Source organism: Serinibacter arcticus (assembly GCF_004786095.1).
Lineage (GTDB): Bacteria > Actinomycetota > Actinomycetes > Actinomycetales > Beutenbergiaceae > Litorihabitans > Litorihabitans arcticus.
On the sequence record NZ_RHPJ01000002.1, the window covers coordinates 1,001,406 to 1,015,205 of the forward strand.

Below are 13,800 nucleotides of genomic sequence, written 5' to 3' on the forward strand. Positions count from 1 at the left end.
ACAGAAGGAGAACTGCCATGGAGCTGCGCGACTACTTCACGATCCTCCGCGACCGGTGGATCCTGGTGCTCGCCTGCGCTCTCGCAGGAACACTGGCAGCAGGTCTCCTCACACTGGCGACCGCGCCGACCTACGAGGCTACGAGCCAGATCTACGTGTCCGTGCAGACCCAGGACGGGTCCACGCAAAATCTTGCCCAGGGGTCGAGCTTCTCGCAGAGCCAGGTGGTTGGCTTCGCCGACCTCGCCACGAGCCCGCTCGTACTCCAGCCGGTCGTCGACTCGAACGGCCTCGATGTCACCGCAGAGGAGCTTGCGGACCGAGTTGCGGCGACGGTGAAGCTGAACACCTCGCTCATCGACGTGACCACCACGGCGGCCACGCCTGAGGAGGCTGCGTTCGTCAGCAACGCGGTGGCCGACAGCATGTCGTCGGTGCTGCCCGAGCTGCAACGTCCGTTGGATGCAGCTGCATCTCCCGTTCGGATCACCGTGACGCGCGCCGCTACGGAGCCCACTAGCCAGTCATCGCCGAACACCCGCGTGAATGTGGCAGTGGGTCTTTTGATCGGGCTCGCCGTAGGGATCGGCGTCGCGCTTCTCCGGACGGTTCTGGACACTCGGATCCGGTCCGCGGCCGATGTCGCTGCGGTGACCGACACCCCCGTCCTCGGCTCCGTCGCTTACGACGCGAGCGCGCCGGAGGACCCGTTGGTGATCATCTCCCACCCGCTCGGGGTAAGGGCCGAGGCCATCCGGCGTCTCCGAACGAATCTTCAGTTCGTCAACGCGTCGTCGCGGCCACGGTCGATCGTCGTGACGTCCGCGCTCCCCGGGGAGGGCAAGACGACCACGGCCTCTAACCTCGCTCTCGCCATCGCTGATACCGGCAGCAAGGTCGTGCTGATCGACGCCGACCTGCGACGGCCCTCGGTCGCTCGCGTCCTGGGCATCGAAGGTGCGGTCGGCCTAACAACCGTGCTGATCGGCAACGCGACCATCGACGACGTCGTCCAGGAGTACGGCACGACCTCCCTCGACGTGATCACGTCCGGCGAGATCCCTCCGAACCCCAGTGAGCTGCTCGGATCGCAGCAGATGGCGTCGCTCCTCGAAGATCTGACTAGCCGCTACGACGTCGTCATCCTCGACACGGCCCCGCTGCTGCCCGTGACAGACGGTGCCGTAGTGGCCAAGCTCGCCGACGGCGCGCTCGTCGTGGTTGGGGCAACTGTGGCGCACCGACCCCACCTGGAGAGTGCGGTCGCAGCGCTCGAGACGGTCGAGGCTCGCGTCCTCGGAATTGTGCTCAACCGGGTCCCGAACGAGAAGCGGGACAGCTACACGTACTACGACTACTCCCTCGGCAAGGACGACAAGGCGCCTAATGCGTCGAAGGCGTCGAAGGCGCGGGGACATAAGGCGCGCCGCCAGACCGTTGGACGCGCCGCCGCGGCACCGGAGGGACGATGACCGACTCGGAGGCACGCCGTTCCTCGGCGCTCGCGCCAGTGGCAAGGGTCGACGTCCTGGGGGTGAACGTCTCCATCGTGACGGTGGACGACCTCGTGTCTTTCGTCGACTCGGCCGTCGCGGGGTCGTTTCCCGTGGTGATTGCCGCGCATAACCTGCACAGCGTCTATCTCGCGAGAACAGATTCGGAGTTTGCTCGCTTCTACCAGGGCAGTGACGTCGTCGTTGTCGACGGTTGGCCCGTACTCGCCGGCCTTAACCGTGCGCGAGCGGCGTCAGGGCTGGCTCCGCTCCCGTCCTCTCACCGGTTTGGCTCGACCGACTGGATTGACCGTGCGACGGCGCTCGCCGCAGTTCGCCGGGTCGCTGTCATCGGCGCTTCCTCGGAATCGAGTTCGGCGTTCGTCGCACGGCTCCTGTCGAGCCCGGACGCACCCGAGGTGCTAGCGATACCCGGCCACCCGTGGTCGGCTGACCGTGCCGCCGAGGCGGTCGAGCGGGTCAGCTCGTTCGAGCCTGACCTCGTCCTCGTCGGGATGGGTATGCCTCTGCAGGAACAGGTCGTCACCGGTCTCATCGGCCATCTCGACCGGGGAGTCATAGCGACCGTAGGGGGCGCCATCGACCAGCTGTCCGGCACACAGTCGCTCGCGCCGCGGTGGACCGGGCGCCTCGGAGTGGAGTGGCTCTGGCGGCTCGCCTCCGACCCGCGCAGGCTGGCCCGCCGCTACCTCGTCGAGCCGGTTCAGCTGGCCCTCGTGATCGCGAAGGAACGGAGAGCGCGATGACCATCGACGCCATCATCCCGACGACCGGGCGACCTGAGCTGGTCAGGGCTGTGACATCTGTGGCAAGGCAGACGGTGGACGTCCGTCCGGTCGTGGTGCTCGACCGCCCTGATGCCGAGCCCACCGTCCGAGCGCTGCTCGCCGACATTCCTCACGAGCTCGTAGTGACAACCGGCGGTGTTGGTGGGTCTGCCGCCCGTAACGCCGGTGTCGAGGCGAGCAGCGCTGATGTCGTGGCTTTCCTCGACGACGACGATGAATGGCTTCCTCAGAAGACCGAGCAGCAGATCCGTCGACTCGATGCCCGCGACGACGTAGTCGTGGTGTGCCTTGCGTTCCTGGTGGGCGAGACAGAGCGCGTTGTTCCCAGCCGCCCCTTCGACGGGTCCTTGTCGATGTCGACCTACCTGCTCGAGCGATCGACCATGAAGCTGACGGAGAACTTCATGCAGTCCTCGACGCTCCTGATGTCCCGGCGTCTGGCCACCCGTCACCCCTGGCCGCGGGCGTTGCGCCGGCACCAGGACTGGGGTCTCCTCATCGACCTCGATGCCGCCGGGGTGTTGTTCACGACCGTGCCGGACCCGCTCGTGCGGGTCTTTCAGGACTCCGCGGGTTCGATTTCTCGGTCTAACGCTTGGAGCGACAGCGTCGCGTGGCTCGAGGAGTACGGGTCGCATGCCGAGCGGCGAGCGCAGGGTGATTTTCTCGCCTCTGTCGCGCTTCGGTCGGCACTCCGAGCCCGGGAGTGGGGTCCGGCTGCGCGGGTGTTGCGCCGTGCCCTTGCTCTACGGCCGCATCCCGCCGCGGTCGCGGTCGGGCTCTCAGCAGTAGTACGTCGCTGATGAGGCTGTCTCAGAGCACCGTCGTCCCCCGGGCCGCGGATACAACGGCGGACGAACTCACACTTAGGAATCCAACGAACGGCGGGCGCATGATCTTCATTTCCGTAGCGAGCCAGCGGGACAACCTCGGGGATTCGTTGCTGCGTCGTCCTCTCATCGCGGCGGGGCAGGCGTGCGGCACCTGTCACGTGTACGTGGGCGAAGGCGCCGAGGACTGGACCAATCTCGGACTTCGTTCCGTGGATCGGCTCTACACCGACCGTCGTAAGTGGATGTTCGCTCTCGCTCGCAGCGCCGTATTGCGACGGACGACCTTGTTGCTGAACGCGGGAGAGCTTCTTCCTGATCGCCGGTTCCTGGTCTCGCGCGCACTCCTCCTGCCCGTCATCTTGGCTTCGCGGGCACGCGGCGGACGACTGATCCACGCCGGCTTCGGACTGCGAGACCCGAACGCGAAGGTTCCCGCCATAGCTCGACTGATCGCCTCACTCAGCGATGTTGCGACCTGGCGGGACGAGGCCTCTCGATCTGCTGCTGGTATCGGAACAGTCGCACCCGACTGGGCTTTCGGCGAGGGAGCGTCGCCCGAGCACGTGTCGGAGCGCCACCACGAGCAGTCAGACAGGCGAGTGCTCGCCCTCAGCCTCCGCGGCGATCGTCCTCCGCCTCCTGCGGCCTGGCTGGACGAGGTACGCCGCGTCGTGTCCGAAGACCTCGACGCAACGGTCGTCGTGGTAGTCCAGGTGAGGCGAGACGGCGATCGCAATGCGTGGTTGGCGAAGGAGCTCGGGGCAGAACTGATCGACTGGCCGGAGGAGGCCGATCACGCCGAGCAGGAACGGCGAGTCCGCTCCGTCTACTCGCGCGCGACGTGGATCGGGTCCAATCGCCTCCACGCTGTGATCATGGCGGTCACCGAGGGGGCCGTCCCACTGGACCTGGTTCCGGACCAGTCACAGAAGGTGCCTCGCGCGCTCGCGGTCGTCGACCTCGCCCTGCTGCCCGCCCAAGGAGCACGTGAACGAGTCAAAGCCGACCAGACGGACGTCCGCGGTGCGCTGGCTTCGGGGCGCAAGCGGCTCACGGGCCTGGCGACGGCGATCAGCCGAGTCTCTGGGGGAAAGCGCCGACGACGCTACCGGGTGCTCCACACCGTCTCGGCGCCCGACCGAACGACGCGCTATGCGCGACACATGGCCGCAACCGAGGACTATGAAGTACGACCGGTCTTCCTGAGTTGGCGGAACGCACTGACTCGCCCCGTGGACGCCGTTCACGTCCATTGGCCTGAGCATCTCGTCCCCGCCGGGTCTTCCGTCCGTGCGCGGCACGACCGAGCGCTCGCGGCGGCACTCATCCGGAGAATCCAGCGAGAGAAGATTCCTGTCATCCGGACAGTTCACAATCTCACCCCTCACCAAGAGACCGGAGACCGGACGGGCGCGCACCTCCGCGAGGCTCTGACCGCACTCACTAGGGCTGAGATCCACCTGGTCCCGAACGATCCGCAGGTCTCGGCCGGCAGCGTTCACCTCGTACCTCACGGAAGCTACCGGGAGCCGTACGCGGATGTCGTAGGAGGCTCGCCGCTGCCGGCAAGAGTTCTCCATTTCGGAAGGATCGAAGGCTACAAGGGTGTCCCCGAACTGCTCGCGGCGGCAGCCGAGTCCGAGGTGGGGGAGCTGCGGATCGTCGGGTCGCCTTCGGACCGCGACGTCTCCCGGGAGGTCATACGAGCCGCCGAGGCCGACGGGCGAGTCACCTACCAGTTCGGCTTCGTCCCTGACGTGGACCTAGCTCGCGAGATCGGGGAGGCGTCGCTCTGCGTCTTCCCCTACCGCGAACTCCACAGCTCGGGAGCCATCCTCGTGGCGCTCTCGCTGAGCCGTCCGATCCTCGTTCCGCGCACCACGACGACGGAAGCTCTCCAGGGCGAGGTGGGATCGCAGTGGGTTCGCATCTACGAGAGTCTGGACGGAGCCGAGTTGGACGCTGCGCTGCGGTGGTCCCACGAAGCGCTGTCGACCGGCTCGCGTCCTGATCTCAGCGATCGTTCGTGGCAGCTGATTCGTGAGCGTCACAAGCACGTCACCTTGAGCGTGGTCGGTTCGCCGGCCAACCCGCGAAGCTGAATACGGGATGACGCGCCGCGACTGTTTCCAGAGCGACCGTTCATGAACCTAGCCACGGCGGCCGCGCGAGGTGGAGCGGCAACGCTCCTCGGACAACTCGTAAGACTGGTCATTCAGTTCGCCTCGGTGACCATCCTTGCTCGCCTCATAAGTCCCGCCGACTTCGGCTCGTACGCCATGGTCTTCGCCGTCGTGGGCGTCGCGTCCGTTCTGGCCGACTTTGGCCTATCCATGGCGTCCATCCAGGCGCGCGAGATCTCGTTCGCGCAGCGGTCCAATCTGTTCTGGACGAACACGGCGATCGGACTGGGCCTGTACGTGGTCTTTGTGCTGTGCGCCCCACTCCTCTCTGCCTTCTACGGCCGTGACGAGCTGACGGAACTGACGAGGGTGTTGGCACTGACGTTTGTGTTCAATGCCGTCGCCGCTCAGTTGCGGGCGGAACTGGCGCGCCGGCTGAAGTTTAAGAACTTGGCCTTGGCTGACATCGTCGCCGCTCTCATCGGTCTGATCGCTGGGCTGAGTCTCGGTCTGCTGGGTGCCGGTTACTGGGCACTCGTCTGGCAGCAGGTTGCCATCAGTCTGGGGGCTCTGGTCGTCCTCGCGGTCTTTGCCAGATGGAGGCCGGGGCTACCGCGATCCGGTGTCCCGATGCGGGATCTTTACAGATACGGCGCGAACACGCTCGGCGTGCAGATCTTCATCTATGCGACGTCAAATCTCGACAGCGTTCTGATCGGACGTTCGTGGGGTGCTTCTGCGCTGGGTCTGTACGACCGCTCCTACCAGTTGTTCAGATTGCCGCTTCAGCAGATCGCTGCGCCGATGACGAAGGTCGGGGTCCCGGTCCTCTCGAGACTCCAGGATGACGCTCGGTACGAGGACTACCTAGTCCGGGCCCAGACGCTCATGGCGTATGTCATGGGTGGGTCCTTCTTCTTCCTGTTTTCGGTTTCTGGCCCGCTGATCGACGTACTCCTTGGGGATCAGTGGACCGGAGCAAAGCCAATATTCGCGATCTTGGCCATAGCCGGAGTGTTCCAGAGCATCACCTACGTCTACTCCTGGGTCTTCCTCTCGCTGGCACTGACGTCGCTGCAGCTCAAGTGGACGATCATCGGGCGGACGGCCATGGTCGGTCTCATGGTGGTCGGCCTGCCGTTTGGGCCGACTGGCGTCGCGGTGGGCGTGGCAGCGGGACACCTCCTTAACTGGGGTCTTCTGACTGCCTTCCCGATCGCTCGCACAGGCATCCGCCGGAGCCGTCTTCTAGCCACGGGCGGGCGGGCTTTGGCGGTGTGTGCGCCAGTCGCAGTGCTGTGCGCTGTAGTCGTACCGGTGCTGCTTGGCGAGGGCTCAGCATGGGCCAAGTTGTTCCTCGCGACCGCGATCTGGGCGGTATTCATCCTAGGTGCGGGCTTGTTCAAGCCTGTCCGTTCCGACTACAGCCTGATTCGCGACACTGCGTCTCGAGCAATCAAACGAAGGAAGTCCTGATGGCTGTCACAGTGGTGCACTTCAACCCGAAGCGGCGAGCTCCGGGCCCGTTTGCGCTTCTGCGCCCGAGGCGGGAGCTTGGAAACTTCGGGGATCTACTTGGGCCGCTCCTGGTCGAGCGCGTCGCAGCGGAGTTCGGCCTTTCGCAAGCGCCGGAACGACGCCGCCTCGTGAGTATTGGTTCGATCCTGGGCCTCACCGAGCCAGGGGACACCGTTTGGGGCTCAGGGGTGAACGGCAAGTCCATGAACTTGGGCGCAGCGCCGGATCTCGACGTTCGGTCTGTCCGTGGCCCAGAGACGCGTCGGATGCTGACGGCGGCAGGTACATCAGTTCCGGAGGTCTACGGCGACCCGGCCCTCCTGTGGTCGCGGTACTGGAATCGTGACTTCTACCTCCGAGACCGATCCGAGCCCCTCAATGACTACGTCGTCTTGCCGAACTACAACGATCTGTCCCTCTATTCTGATTCTCGCGTAGTAAGCCCGATCGGCGATCCGCACCACGTCATCGCCGAGATCGCGAGAAGTTCGTTCGTCTGTGGTAGCTCCCTGCACGGAATAGTCCTCGCCGAATCGCTGGGCATACCCGCGCGCCTCATCACGTCGCAGGCGGAGCATAGCCTCAAGTACGACGACTACTACTTCGGGAGCGGGCGGTCGTCGTACGCACCCGCGTCATCGGTGGAGGAAGCACTTGCGATGGGTGGAGAGGCGCCGCCGGAGTATGACGTCGAGGCGCTGCTCCAGGCGTTCCCCCGGGACCTCTACCAAGAGCCCTGATCTACTCGCGGTTCGCGAGGCCCGACGCTGCTCGCTGGATCCGCGTGTTAGCTGCGTTGGCCTCCCGCTGAGGAGTGTCGATTCCTAACGCGGACTTCGGCGTGCGGGGACCTCCAGCGCGGACGCTAGATAGCGGCCGGTGGCTCCGAGCTCGAGGTGCGGCACGTCGAGGCCGGACGTCGACTCTGGGGAGTCGAAGGTCGAGATGCGAACGATCCGAAACCTTGGTCGGAGCGCAGAAAAACAAACGCTACACGTGTAAAGTCTGCCTCGTGACAAGACACGGTCCGATCCCTTCCGGTGTGTTCTCCCGGATGAAGCGTGCAGCTCCCGCGGCAGCCCAGGGGCGTGACTCATCCCTGGATCTGCTGCGAGGTTTTTGCATTGTGAGCATGGCCACGGCTCACGTGGCCGTCGGAAGTTTCTTCTGGAGGGCAACGCACGTCGCCCTCTGGGTAGACGGCCTCATGGGGTTCGTCGTGCTCTCGGGTCTCGTACTCGGGATCGTCCAGCGCAAGCAGGCCGCTCGCTCTGGCGTGCGCAGTGGTCCAGGACGGGTTCTCCGGCGCGCTCGACTCGTCTACGTGGCGCATGTGGCGCTGTGCGCAGCGGTTTTTGCGGTCGTCGCGCTCGACCCGTCGCGCGCACCGCGGTTCGCTTCCGTGGATAGCGTCGGTGGCCCACTGCAGGCAGTACTGGCAACGGTCACTCTTCAGATCAATCCCCCGAACGCCTCAATACTCTCGATGTACGCAGTCCTGATGCTCCTGGCCGCAGTTGCGGTGGGGCTCCTGGCGCGCGGCCAGGTTTGGTTATTGGTGGCCGGGATGGTCTGCGTGTACGTGATCGGACAGACCAGCAGCGCATGGACGACGTTCGTTCGGCAGCCCGGTGAGCCCGGGCTGATGAACTGGGCCACCTGGCAGGCGATGTTCCTCGCTGCGCTGATTCTGGGTTGGTATTGGGACTCTGAGAAGGTCCGCGCTGCGTTCGCCAGCCGTAGCGCTCGTTGGACGGCGGCGTCGCTTCTCGTGTTCTCGGTCGGCCTGGCTCACCTGACACGACTTGGACGGCTCGGCGACGGCGTGATCCGGCGGACAATCGATTGGTGGTTTTCGGACGGGACGCTCGGACCCGGCGTCATCGTTCTGTCGGGTGTTGCGTTACTAGTACTGCGCCCCGTTGCGCGGTGGATCGCCCACACGGTCCCGATCCTGGCCGCGGTGCTCGAACGCATCGGACGCCGTTCGCTGGATTGCTACATCATCCTGTCGCTGGCGGTCATCGCGCTTCCTTCGATCGTCGTCTACGACCCTGGGTCTGCGAGCGCGAACGTCGTGGTGTTGACTGCGCTTGCGGCGATGTGGGCGTGGTGCCGCCTGCGAGACGAGTACCCGCGGGTAACGCTCGGAGCTATCGAGGTGCGCGAGTGGCGCGTCGCGCGCGGGACGACTGCACCCTCACTGCCGGTTCACGGAGATGGCGCCTGATGGGGACCCCTGATACCCCGACAGATGGTCGCGAAGGTAGGTAAAGGATGGCGAGGTCTCCAGTCGTGGCCCTCGCCTGTCAACGACTACTTCCGGAGTGGACTCTGATGTCTCACCGAGGTGCTTCGGCCTTCGACGCCCGTCAGGTCGTCCGCGGTGCCTGCAGAACGTCGAGTCGTGCGGTCCCCGGCCGCTTTCTCCGGGGCAGCCATGATTGCGATCAGCATCGGCAGCGCGACGTAGGGGTTGTTCATCCCGCTTACTGACAAGCCGTTTGCGAAGGCGATCGCGAGCAGGGTGAGAGCGAGGCCCGTGCGCACCCCGCCACGGCGCATGAAGTACCAGGCGGCACCGTAGGCGATCGCGAGTCCGACAAGTCCCGCGTCGAAGATGACGCGCAGGACGAAGGCGTGGAGGATTACCGAGTAGCACGTGCCGTCGCCAGCGCTCGAGAAGAGGGTCTGATAGTAGGACAGACCATGGCATGCGCCCGGCGACAGGGGCGTGATGGGCGCAGTTCCGAACACCCAGTTCAGCACGGTCCAGGTCTCGGTCTCCGAGCGAAAGACGTCGAGGAAGTTGAGTCGGTCGACCTGGCTCGAAGACGCGGCTCGATCGAGAAACACCCACAGCGGCAGTGCGGCGGCGATCGGAGCGACGTACGCGATGAGGAGGGGCGCCAGGCGATGCCTTTGTCGGAGCTGCGACAAGGAGTAAAGCGCCAGAAGGAGGAAGGAGATCGCACCGCTCCTGGATCCGGAGAGCGCCACGATCACGCCGAGCACAGCCACGGCTATCCAACGGCGCCTGACCATGTGCGGGAACACGACGGCGACCAGTCCGGCGAGGAGTGCAAGTTCGAAGTTGTTCTCGACGAGAAGCGCCGGGCGTGACCCTGAACCCTCGATAACCCGAGTCGCGGCGTACTTGAGAATCGTGAGCGCGAGAAGAAACCACGTCACGACCACCAACGGGCGCGTGGACCCCCACGAGTGGCCTAGCGCGAAAGCGAGGGCCACGAGGTACAGAACCCACTTGTACGCCTGGAGGCCATCCGACAACGGCGCCCCGGTGTAGAGCACCGGTACGAGCCTGGTGAGTAGGTACGCGGCGAGGAGAAGGACGGGAACGAGGGCTACGAGTCGTCCGCGCACGAACGACGTCACCACGAACAAGATGACCCACGCGTCCAGTAGTGCCGTCATGGGCAACGGAGAGTACGAACTGAACCGGGAAAAACTGGCGAGCGCCCCGACCGCAATCAAGGCGTAGAGACCGCGGCGCAGCAGCGTCGGCAGGACTCTTGGGGTCGCCGTTCGATCGACACGACTCACCGCAACGCTCGGTCGGCTCGTGGTGCTCACGGAGTGAACGTATCAGCCTCCGTAAGTTAAGGGTTTGTCCACAGTTAGTTACGGGTTGCTTGTCTCCGTTGGGCACCTTGACGCGAGGCAACCGCGTCACCAGTGTCACTGGGCCCCGACGGCCAGGTCTAACTTTACTTAGCCTAAGTAACGACCTAGACTATATGCGTGCCCGACACTCCGACCCCTGACCTCGACCCCGAGGCCCCCGCCGACGAGCTCGCTTCGCAGCTCCGTCGCGCCGTCCTCATGACCTCGCGCCGCCTCCGGGCCGAGCGCGGGGGAGACGTCACCCTGGCCCAGTACTCGGTGCTCGCGCGCCTGCTCGAGGCTGGCTCCGCCACGCCGTCGGACCTCGCGGCCCTGGAGCACGTCGCCGCCCCGTCGATGACGCGCACGGTCAAGTGCCTCGAGGACGCGGGCTACGTCACGCGCGCCACGCATCCCAGCGACGGCCGCGCCATCCTCGTGACCCTCTCCGAGACCGGGCACGACGTCATCCGCGAGACCCGCCGTCGTCGGACGGTCTGGCTCGCCCAGCGCCTCGACTCCCTCAGCCCCGACGAGCTGGCAACGCTCGCCGCCGCCTCCGACATCCTGAGGAGGATCTCGACCCAGTGAGCACCACCTTCGCCTCCCTCCGTCACCCCGCCTACCGCATCTGGTTCGTCGGCGCCCTCATCGCCAACATCGGGACCTGGATGCAGCGCATCGCCCAGGACTGGGTGGTGCTGACCGACCTCTCGGACCACTCCGGGCTCGCGGTCGGCATCGTCACGGCGCTGCAGTTCCTGCCGGCGCTCGTGCTCTCGCCGTACGCCGGGCTGCTCGCCGATCGGCTGCCGCGCAAGGCGATGCTGATGACGACGCAGGCGACGATGGGTGTGCTGGCCGGGGTGCTGGGGATCCTGGTGCTCACCGACGTCGTGCAGCTGTGGCACGTCTACGTGTTCGCGCTCCTGCTCGGGATGGCCTCGGCCATGGACGCGCCCGTGCGGCAGACGTTCGTGGCCGAGCTGGTGCCGGCCGAGGGGCTGCCCAACGCCGTCGGGCTCAACTCCGCCTCCTTCAACGCCGCGCGCCTCATCGGCCCGGCCGTCGCGGGACTTGCGATCGCGGCCATCGGCGCCGGGTGGGTGTTCGTGGTCAACGCCGGCACGTTCGCCTTCACCATCGCCGCGCTGCTGCTGATCAAGGACGCCGACCGCTTCCCGCTCGCCCACGCCGCCCGCGCCAAGGGCCAGCTGCGCGAGGGCGTGAACTACGTGCGGCGCCGCACCGACATCGTGCTGATCCTCGTGGTGCTGGGCGTCGTCGGCGCCCTCGGTCTGAACTTCCAGCTCACTTCCGCCGTCATGGCGACCACCGTGTTCGACAAGGGGTCCGCCGAGTACGGGCTGCTCGGCTCGGTCCTGGCGATCGGCTCGCTCGCCGGCGCGCTCCTGGCCGCCCGCCGCAGCCGTCCCCGCGTGCGTCTGGTGCTGTTCGCTGCGCTCGGATTCGGCATCTCGAGCGGGGTGATGGCGATGGCGCCCACCTACGAGCTGTACGCCCTGGCCGCGATCCCCGTCGGGTTCTGCACCCTGACGATGCTCACCGCCGCCAACGCCTACGTGCAGATGTCCACGGCACCCGAGATGCGCGGCCGCGTGATGAGCCTCTACCTCATGGTCTTCCTCGGCACGACGCCGCTCGGCTCACCGCTGGTCGGCTGGGTCGCCGAGGCGTGGGGCGCCCGGTGGTCGGTCGGGATCGGCGCGATCGCCTCGATCGTCGTCGCCCTCGCCGCGATGCTCTGGGCTCGCCGCGCCTGGCACGTCGAGCTGCGCTACGTGCGCAGCCCCCAGCGCCGCGTGCTGGTGCTCAGCGACGCCGACCGGATCGCCGAGGCGGCCTGACGCCTCACGGCGCGGGGGAGCCGCCGTCGCTGCACCTCGGCCAGGCGCCGCCGCCAAGGCCGATCCGTTGATGCTTCAACCATCCGGGTTAGGTTCGAGAGCGTGGCGGACGATCCTCGCCGTCGCACCCACGGCCGCCCCGCGCCGTCAGACGAACTGGGAGAACATGACCACGATCGCCGTCATCCTCGGCAGCACCCGCCCCGGCCGCAACAGTGAGGCGGTGGCGAGGTGGATCCTCGACCTCGCCTCGGCCCGGACCGACGCCTCCTTCGAGCTCGTCGACGTCGCCGACCACGATCTGCCCCTGCTCGACGAGCCCGTGCCGGCCTCCATGGGCCAGTACCAGAACGAGCACACGAAGCGCTGGGCCGAGACCGTCGCCCGCTACGACGGGTACGTCTTCGTCACCCCCGAGTACAACCACTCGACCTCCGGCGCGCTGAAGAACGCGATCGACTACGTCTACGCCGAGTGGAACAACAAGGCCGCGTCCTTCGTCAGCTACGGCAGCGCCGGCGGCGTCCGCGCCGTGGAGCACCTGCGGCTGATCGCGGCCGAGCTGCAGATCGCCACCGTCCGCGCGCAGGTCTCCCTGTCGCTGGCGGACGACTTCGAGAACTACTCGGAGTTCACGCCGCGCGAGCAGGCACTGCCGCAGGTCGAGACCATGCTCGACCAGCTCGTGTCCTGGACGAAGGCGCTGGAGTCCGTGCGTGCCGAGGGCGCCCCGGCGTCCTGACGCCCCCACGGCGCGGGACGATGCCCTACCTCGCCAGGAGCGAGGTGGGGCATCGTGCACGAAGGCGACGGGTCGAGTCCGCGATGCTCGAGCACCCGGTTCATCGCGGCGACCGGCGTTCGCCTCAGAGGATGGCGACCAGCTCGACGTTGATGTCGTCGGGGTCCTGCAGGGACAGGATGACCATCCCGGCGTCCTCGAGACGCGTGATCTCGCCGTGCTCGATGCCGGCCTCGTCCAGGCGTGCGACGGCGGTGCGGATCTCGTCCTCGGACGCCACCTGCAGGCTGAGGTGGTCGAGCCCCACCCGGGTGGAGCTGAAGGTGTCGCCGGGGGAGGCGACGGGACGCAGCCCGAGCAGCTGGTCGCCGACGGGGAAGCCGACACCGCCGTACATCTGCGCCTGGTCCTCACGGACGCCGGGCTCGTCGACCTTGTCGCTGAAGTCGAAGGCCGTCTCGGTGCCGAGGAGCTGCTGGTAGAACGCCTTGGACCGGTGGATGTCGGTCACGGTCAGCCGGATGTGGTGGATGGTGACGGGCCGGATGATCGGGGTGGAGGTCATGGAGGACGTCTCGCTTCTCGTCGTCGATCGCGGAGGTGCTTGCCCTCCCACTCTGCGGCCGACGCGCGCCCGACGCCAGGATCTTGTGGCGGGCTGACGAACGACGCCGCCCCCGCGGGTCCGAGGACCTGCGGGGGCGGCGCTTCGTGCGGGTGGTGCGGTGACTCTGGTGGTGCTACCTGCTGCTGTCAGTCGCCGACGTTGGAGAATCCGGCGTCGTCGTAG

Annotated in this window: 12 protein-coding genes; 10 read left to right on the forward strand and 2 right to left on the reverse strand. The window is 66.5% G+C overall.

Features of this window, described 5'->3' with window-relative positions; all coding sequences use genetic code 11:
* Nucleotides 1-17 precede the first annotated feature (17 nt).
* From SERN_RS09075 to opgC, 7 genes are all read left to right on the forward strand, one after another.
* Nucleotides 18-1,472: a polysaccharide biosynthesis tyrosine autokinase gene (locus SERN_RS09075; RefSeq protein ID WP_135849749.1), complete on the forward strand. Its 1,455-nt coding sequence runs from the start codon at nucleotides 18-20 to the stop codon at nucleotides 1,470-1,472.
* Nucleotides 1,469-2,260 carry a WecB/TagA/CpsF family glycosyltransferase gene (locus tag SERN_RS09080; protein ID WP_135849750.1) on the forward strand — a complete coding sequence of 264 codons (792 nt, stop codon included), beginning with the start codon at nucleotides 1,469-1,471 and terminating at the stop codon, nucleotides 2,258-2,260. The genes SERN_RS09075 and SERN_RS09080 overlap by 4 nt, the downstream gene beginning before the upstream one ends.
* Nucleotides 2,257-3,105, forward strand: a complete 849-nt coding sequence (locus tag SERN_RS09085) for a glycosyltransferase family 2 protein (RefSeq protein ID WP_135849751.1) — start codon at nucleotides 2,257-2,259, stop codon at nucleotides 3,103-3,105. The genes SERN_RS09080 and SERN_RS09085 overlap by 4 nt, the downstream gene beginning before the upstream one ends.
* On the forward strand, nucleotides 3,105-5,237 hold the full coding sequence (locus SERN_RS09090; RefSeq protein WP_135849752.1) for a glycosyltransferase: 2,133 nt from the start codon (nucleotides 3,105-3,107) through the stop codon (nucleotides 5,235-5,237). The genes SERN_RS09085 and SERN_RS09090 overlap by 1 nt, the downstream gene beginning before the upstream one ends.
* Before the next feature lie 42 nt (nucleotides 5,238-5,279).
* Nucleotides 5,280-6,734 (forward strand): lipopolysaccharide biosynthesis protein, encoded by a 1,455-nt coding sequence (locus SERN_RS09095; protein WP_135849753.1) that lies wholly within the window; start codon nucleotides 5,280-5,282, stop codon nucleotides 6,732-6,734.
* Entirely contained in the window at nucleotides 6,734-7,516 is a 783-nt protein-coding gene (locus SERN_RS09100) for a polysaccharide pyruvyl transferase family protein (protein ID WP_158292622.1), read from the forward strand. The genes SERN_RS09095 and SERN_RS09100 overlap by 1 nt, the downstream gene beginning before the upstream one ends.
* Before the next feature lie 314 nt (nucleotides 7,517-7,830).
* Nucleotides 7,831-9,006 carry an OpgC domain-containing protein gene (opgC, locus tag SERN_RS09105; protein WP_269846135.1) on the forward strand — a complete coding sequence of 392 codons (1,176 nt, stop codon included), beginning with the start codon at nucleotides 7,831-7,833 and terminating at the stop codon, nucleotides 9,004-9,006.
* Nucleotides 9,007-9,092: 86 nt separating this feature from the next.
* On the opposite strand, the gene SERN_RS09110 is transcribed toward opgC, so the two are convergent.
* Nucleotides 9,093-10,370, reverse strand: coding sequence for a hypothetical protein (locus tag SERN_RS09110; protein ID WP_135849756.1), 1,278 nt, complete (start codon nucleotides 10,368-10,370; stop codon nucleotides 9,093-9,095).
* A gap of 168 nt (nucleotides 10,371-10,538) precedes the next feature.
* Between SERN_RS09110 and SERN_RS09115 the strand changes: the two genes are divergently transcribed.
* From SERN_RS09115 to SERN_RS09125, 3 genes are all read left to right on the forward strand, one after another.
* Nucleotides 10,539-10,991 carry a MarR family winged helix-turn-helix transcriptional regulator gene (locus SERN_RS09115; RefSeq protein WP_233251570.1) on the forward strand — a complete coding sequence of 151 codons (453 nt, stop codon included), beginning with the start codon at nucleotides 10,539-10,541 and terminating at the stop codon, nucleotides 10,989-10,991.
* Complete coding sequence (locus SERN_RS09120; protein WP_135849757.1) at nucleotides 10,988-12,268, forward strand: MFS transporter; 1,281 nt, start codon at nucleotides 10,988-10,990, stop codon at nucleotides 12,266-12,268. The genes SERN_RS09115 and SERN_RS09120 overlap by 4 nt, the downstream gene beginning before the upstream one ends.
* Nucleotides 12,269-12,434: 166 nt before the next feature.
* On the forward strand, nucleotides 12,435-13,010 hold the full coding sequence (locus SERN_RS09125) for an NADPH-dependent FMN reductase (RefSeq protein WP_135849758.1): 576 nt from the start codon (nucleotides 12,435-12,437) through the stop codon (nucleotides 13,008-13,010).
* 124 nt (nucleotides 13,011-13,134) lie between these two features.
* Here SERN_RS09125 and SERN_RS09130 read toward each other — a convergent pair whose 3' ends face one another.
* Complete coding sequence (locus tag SERN_RS09130; RefSeq protein ID WP_135849759.1) at nucleotides 13,135-13,575, reverse strand: VOC family protein; 441 nt, start codon at nucleotides 13,573-13,575, stop codon at nucleotides 13,135-13,137.
* Nucleotides 13,576-13,800: the final 225 nt, after the last annotated feature.

Coding starts and splice junctions, on each gene's coding strand:
- SERN_RS09075 (WP_135849749.1), top strand. CDS start 18: ATGGAGCTGCGCGACTACTTCACGATCCTCCGCGACCGGTGGATCCTG.
- SERN_RS09080 (WP_135849750.1), top strand. CDS start 1,469: ATGACCGACTCGGAGGCACGCCGTTCCTCGGCGCTCGCGCCAGTGGCA.
- SERN_RS09085 (WP_135849751.1), top strand. CDS start 2,257: ATGACCATCGACGCCATCATCCCGACGACCGGGCGACCTGAGCTGGTC.
- SERN_RS09090 (WP_135849752.1), top strand. CDS start 3,105: ATGAGGCTGTCTCAGAGCACCGTCGTCCCCCGGGCCGCGGATACAACG.
- SERN_RS09095 (WP_135849753.1), top strand. CDS start 5,280: ATGAACCTAGCCACGGCGGCCGCGCGAGGTGGAGCGGCAACGCTCCTC.
- SERN_RS09100 (WP_158292622.1), top strand. CDS start 6,734: ATGGCTGTCACAGTGGTGCACTTCAACCCGAAGCGGCGAGCTCCGGGC.
- opgC (WP_269846135.1), top strand. CDS start 7,831: ATGAAGCGTGCAGCTCCCGCGGCAGCCCAGGGGCGTGACTCATCCCTG.
- SERN_RS09125 (WP_135849758.1), top strand. CDS start 12,435: ATGACCACGATCGCCGTCATCCTCGGCAGCACCCGCCCCGGCCGCAAC.
- SERN_RS09130 (WP_135849759.1), bottom strand. CDS start 13,575: ATGACCTCCACCCCGATCATCCGGCCCGTCACCATCCACCACATCCGG.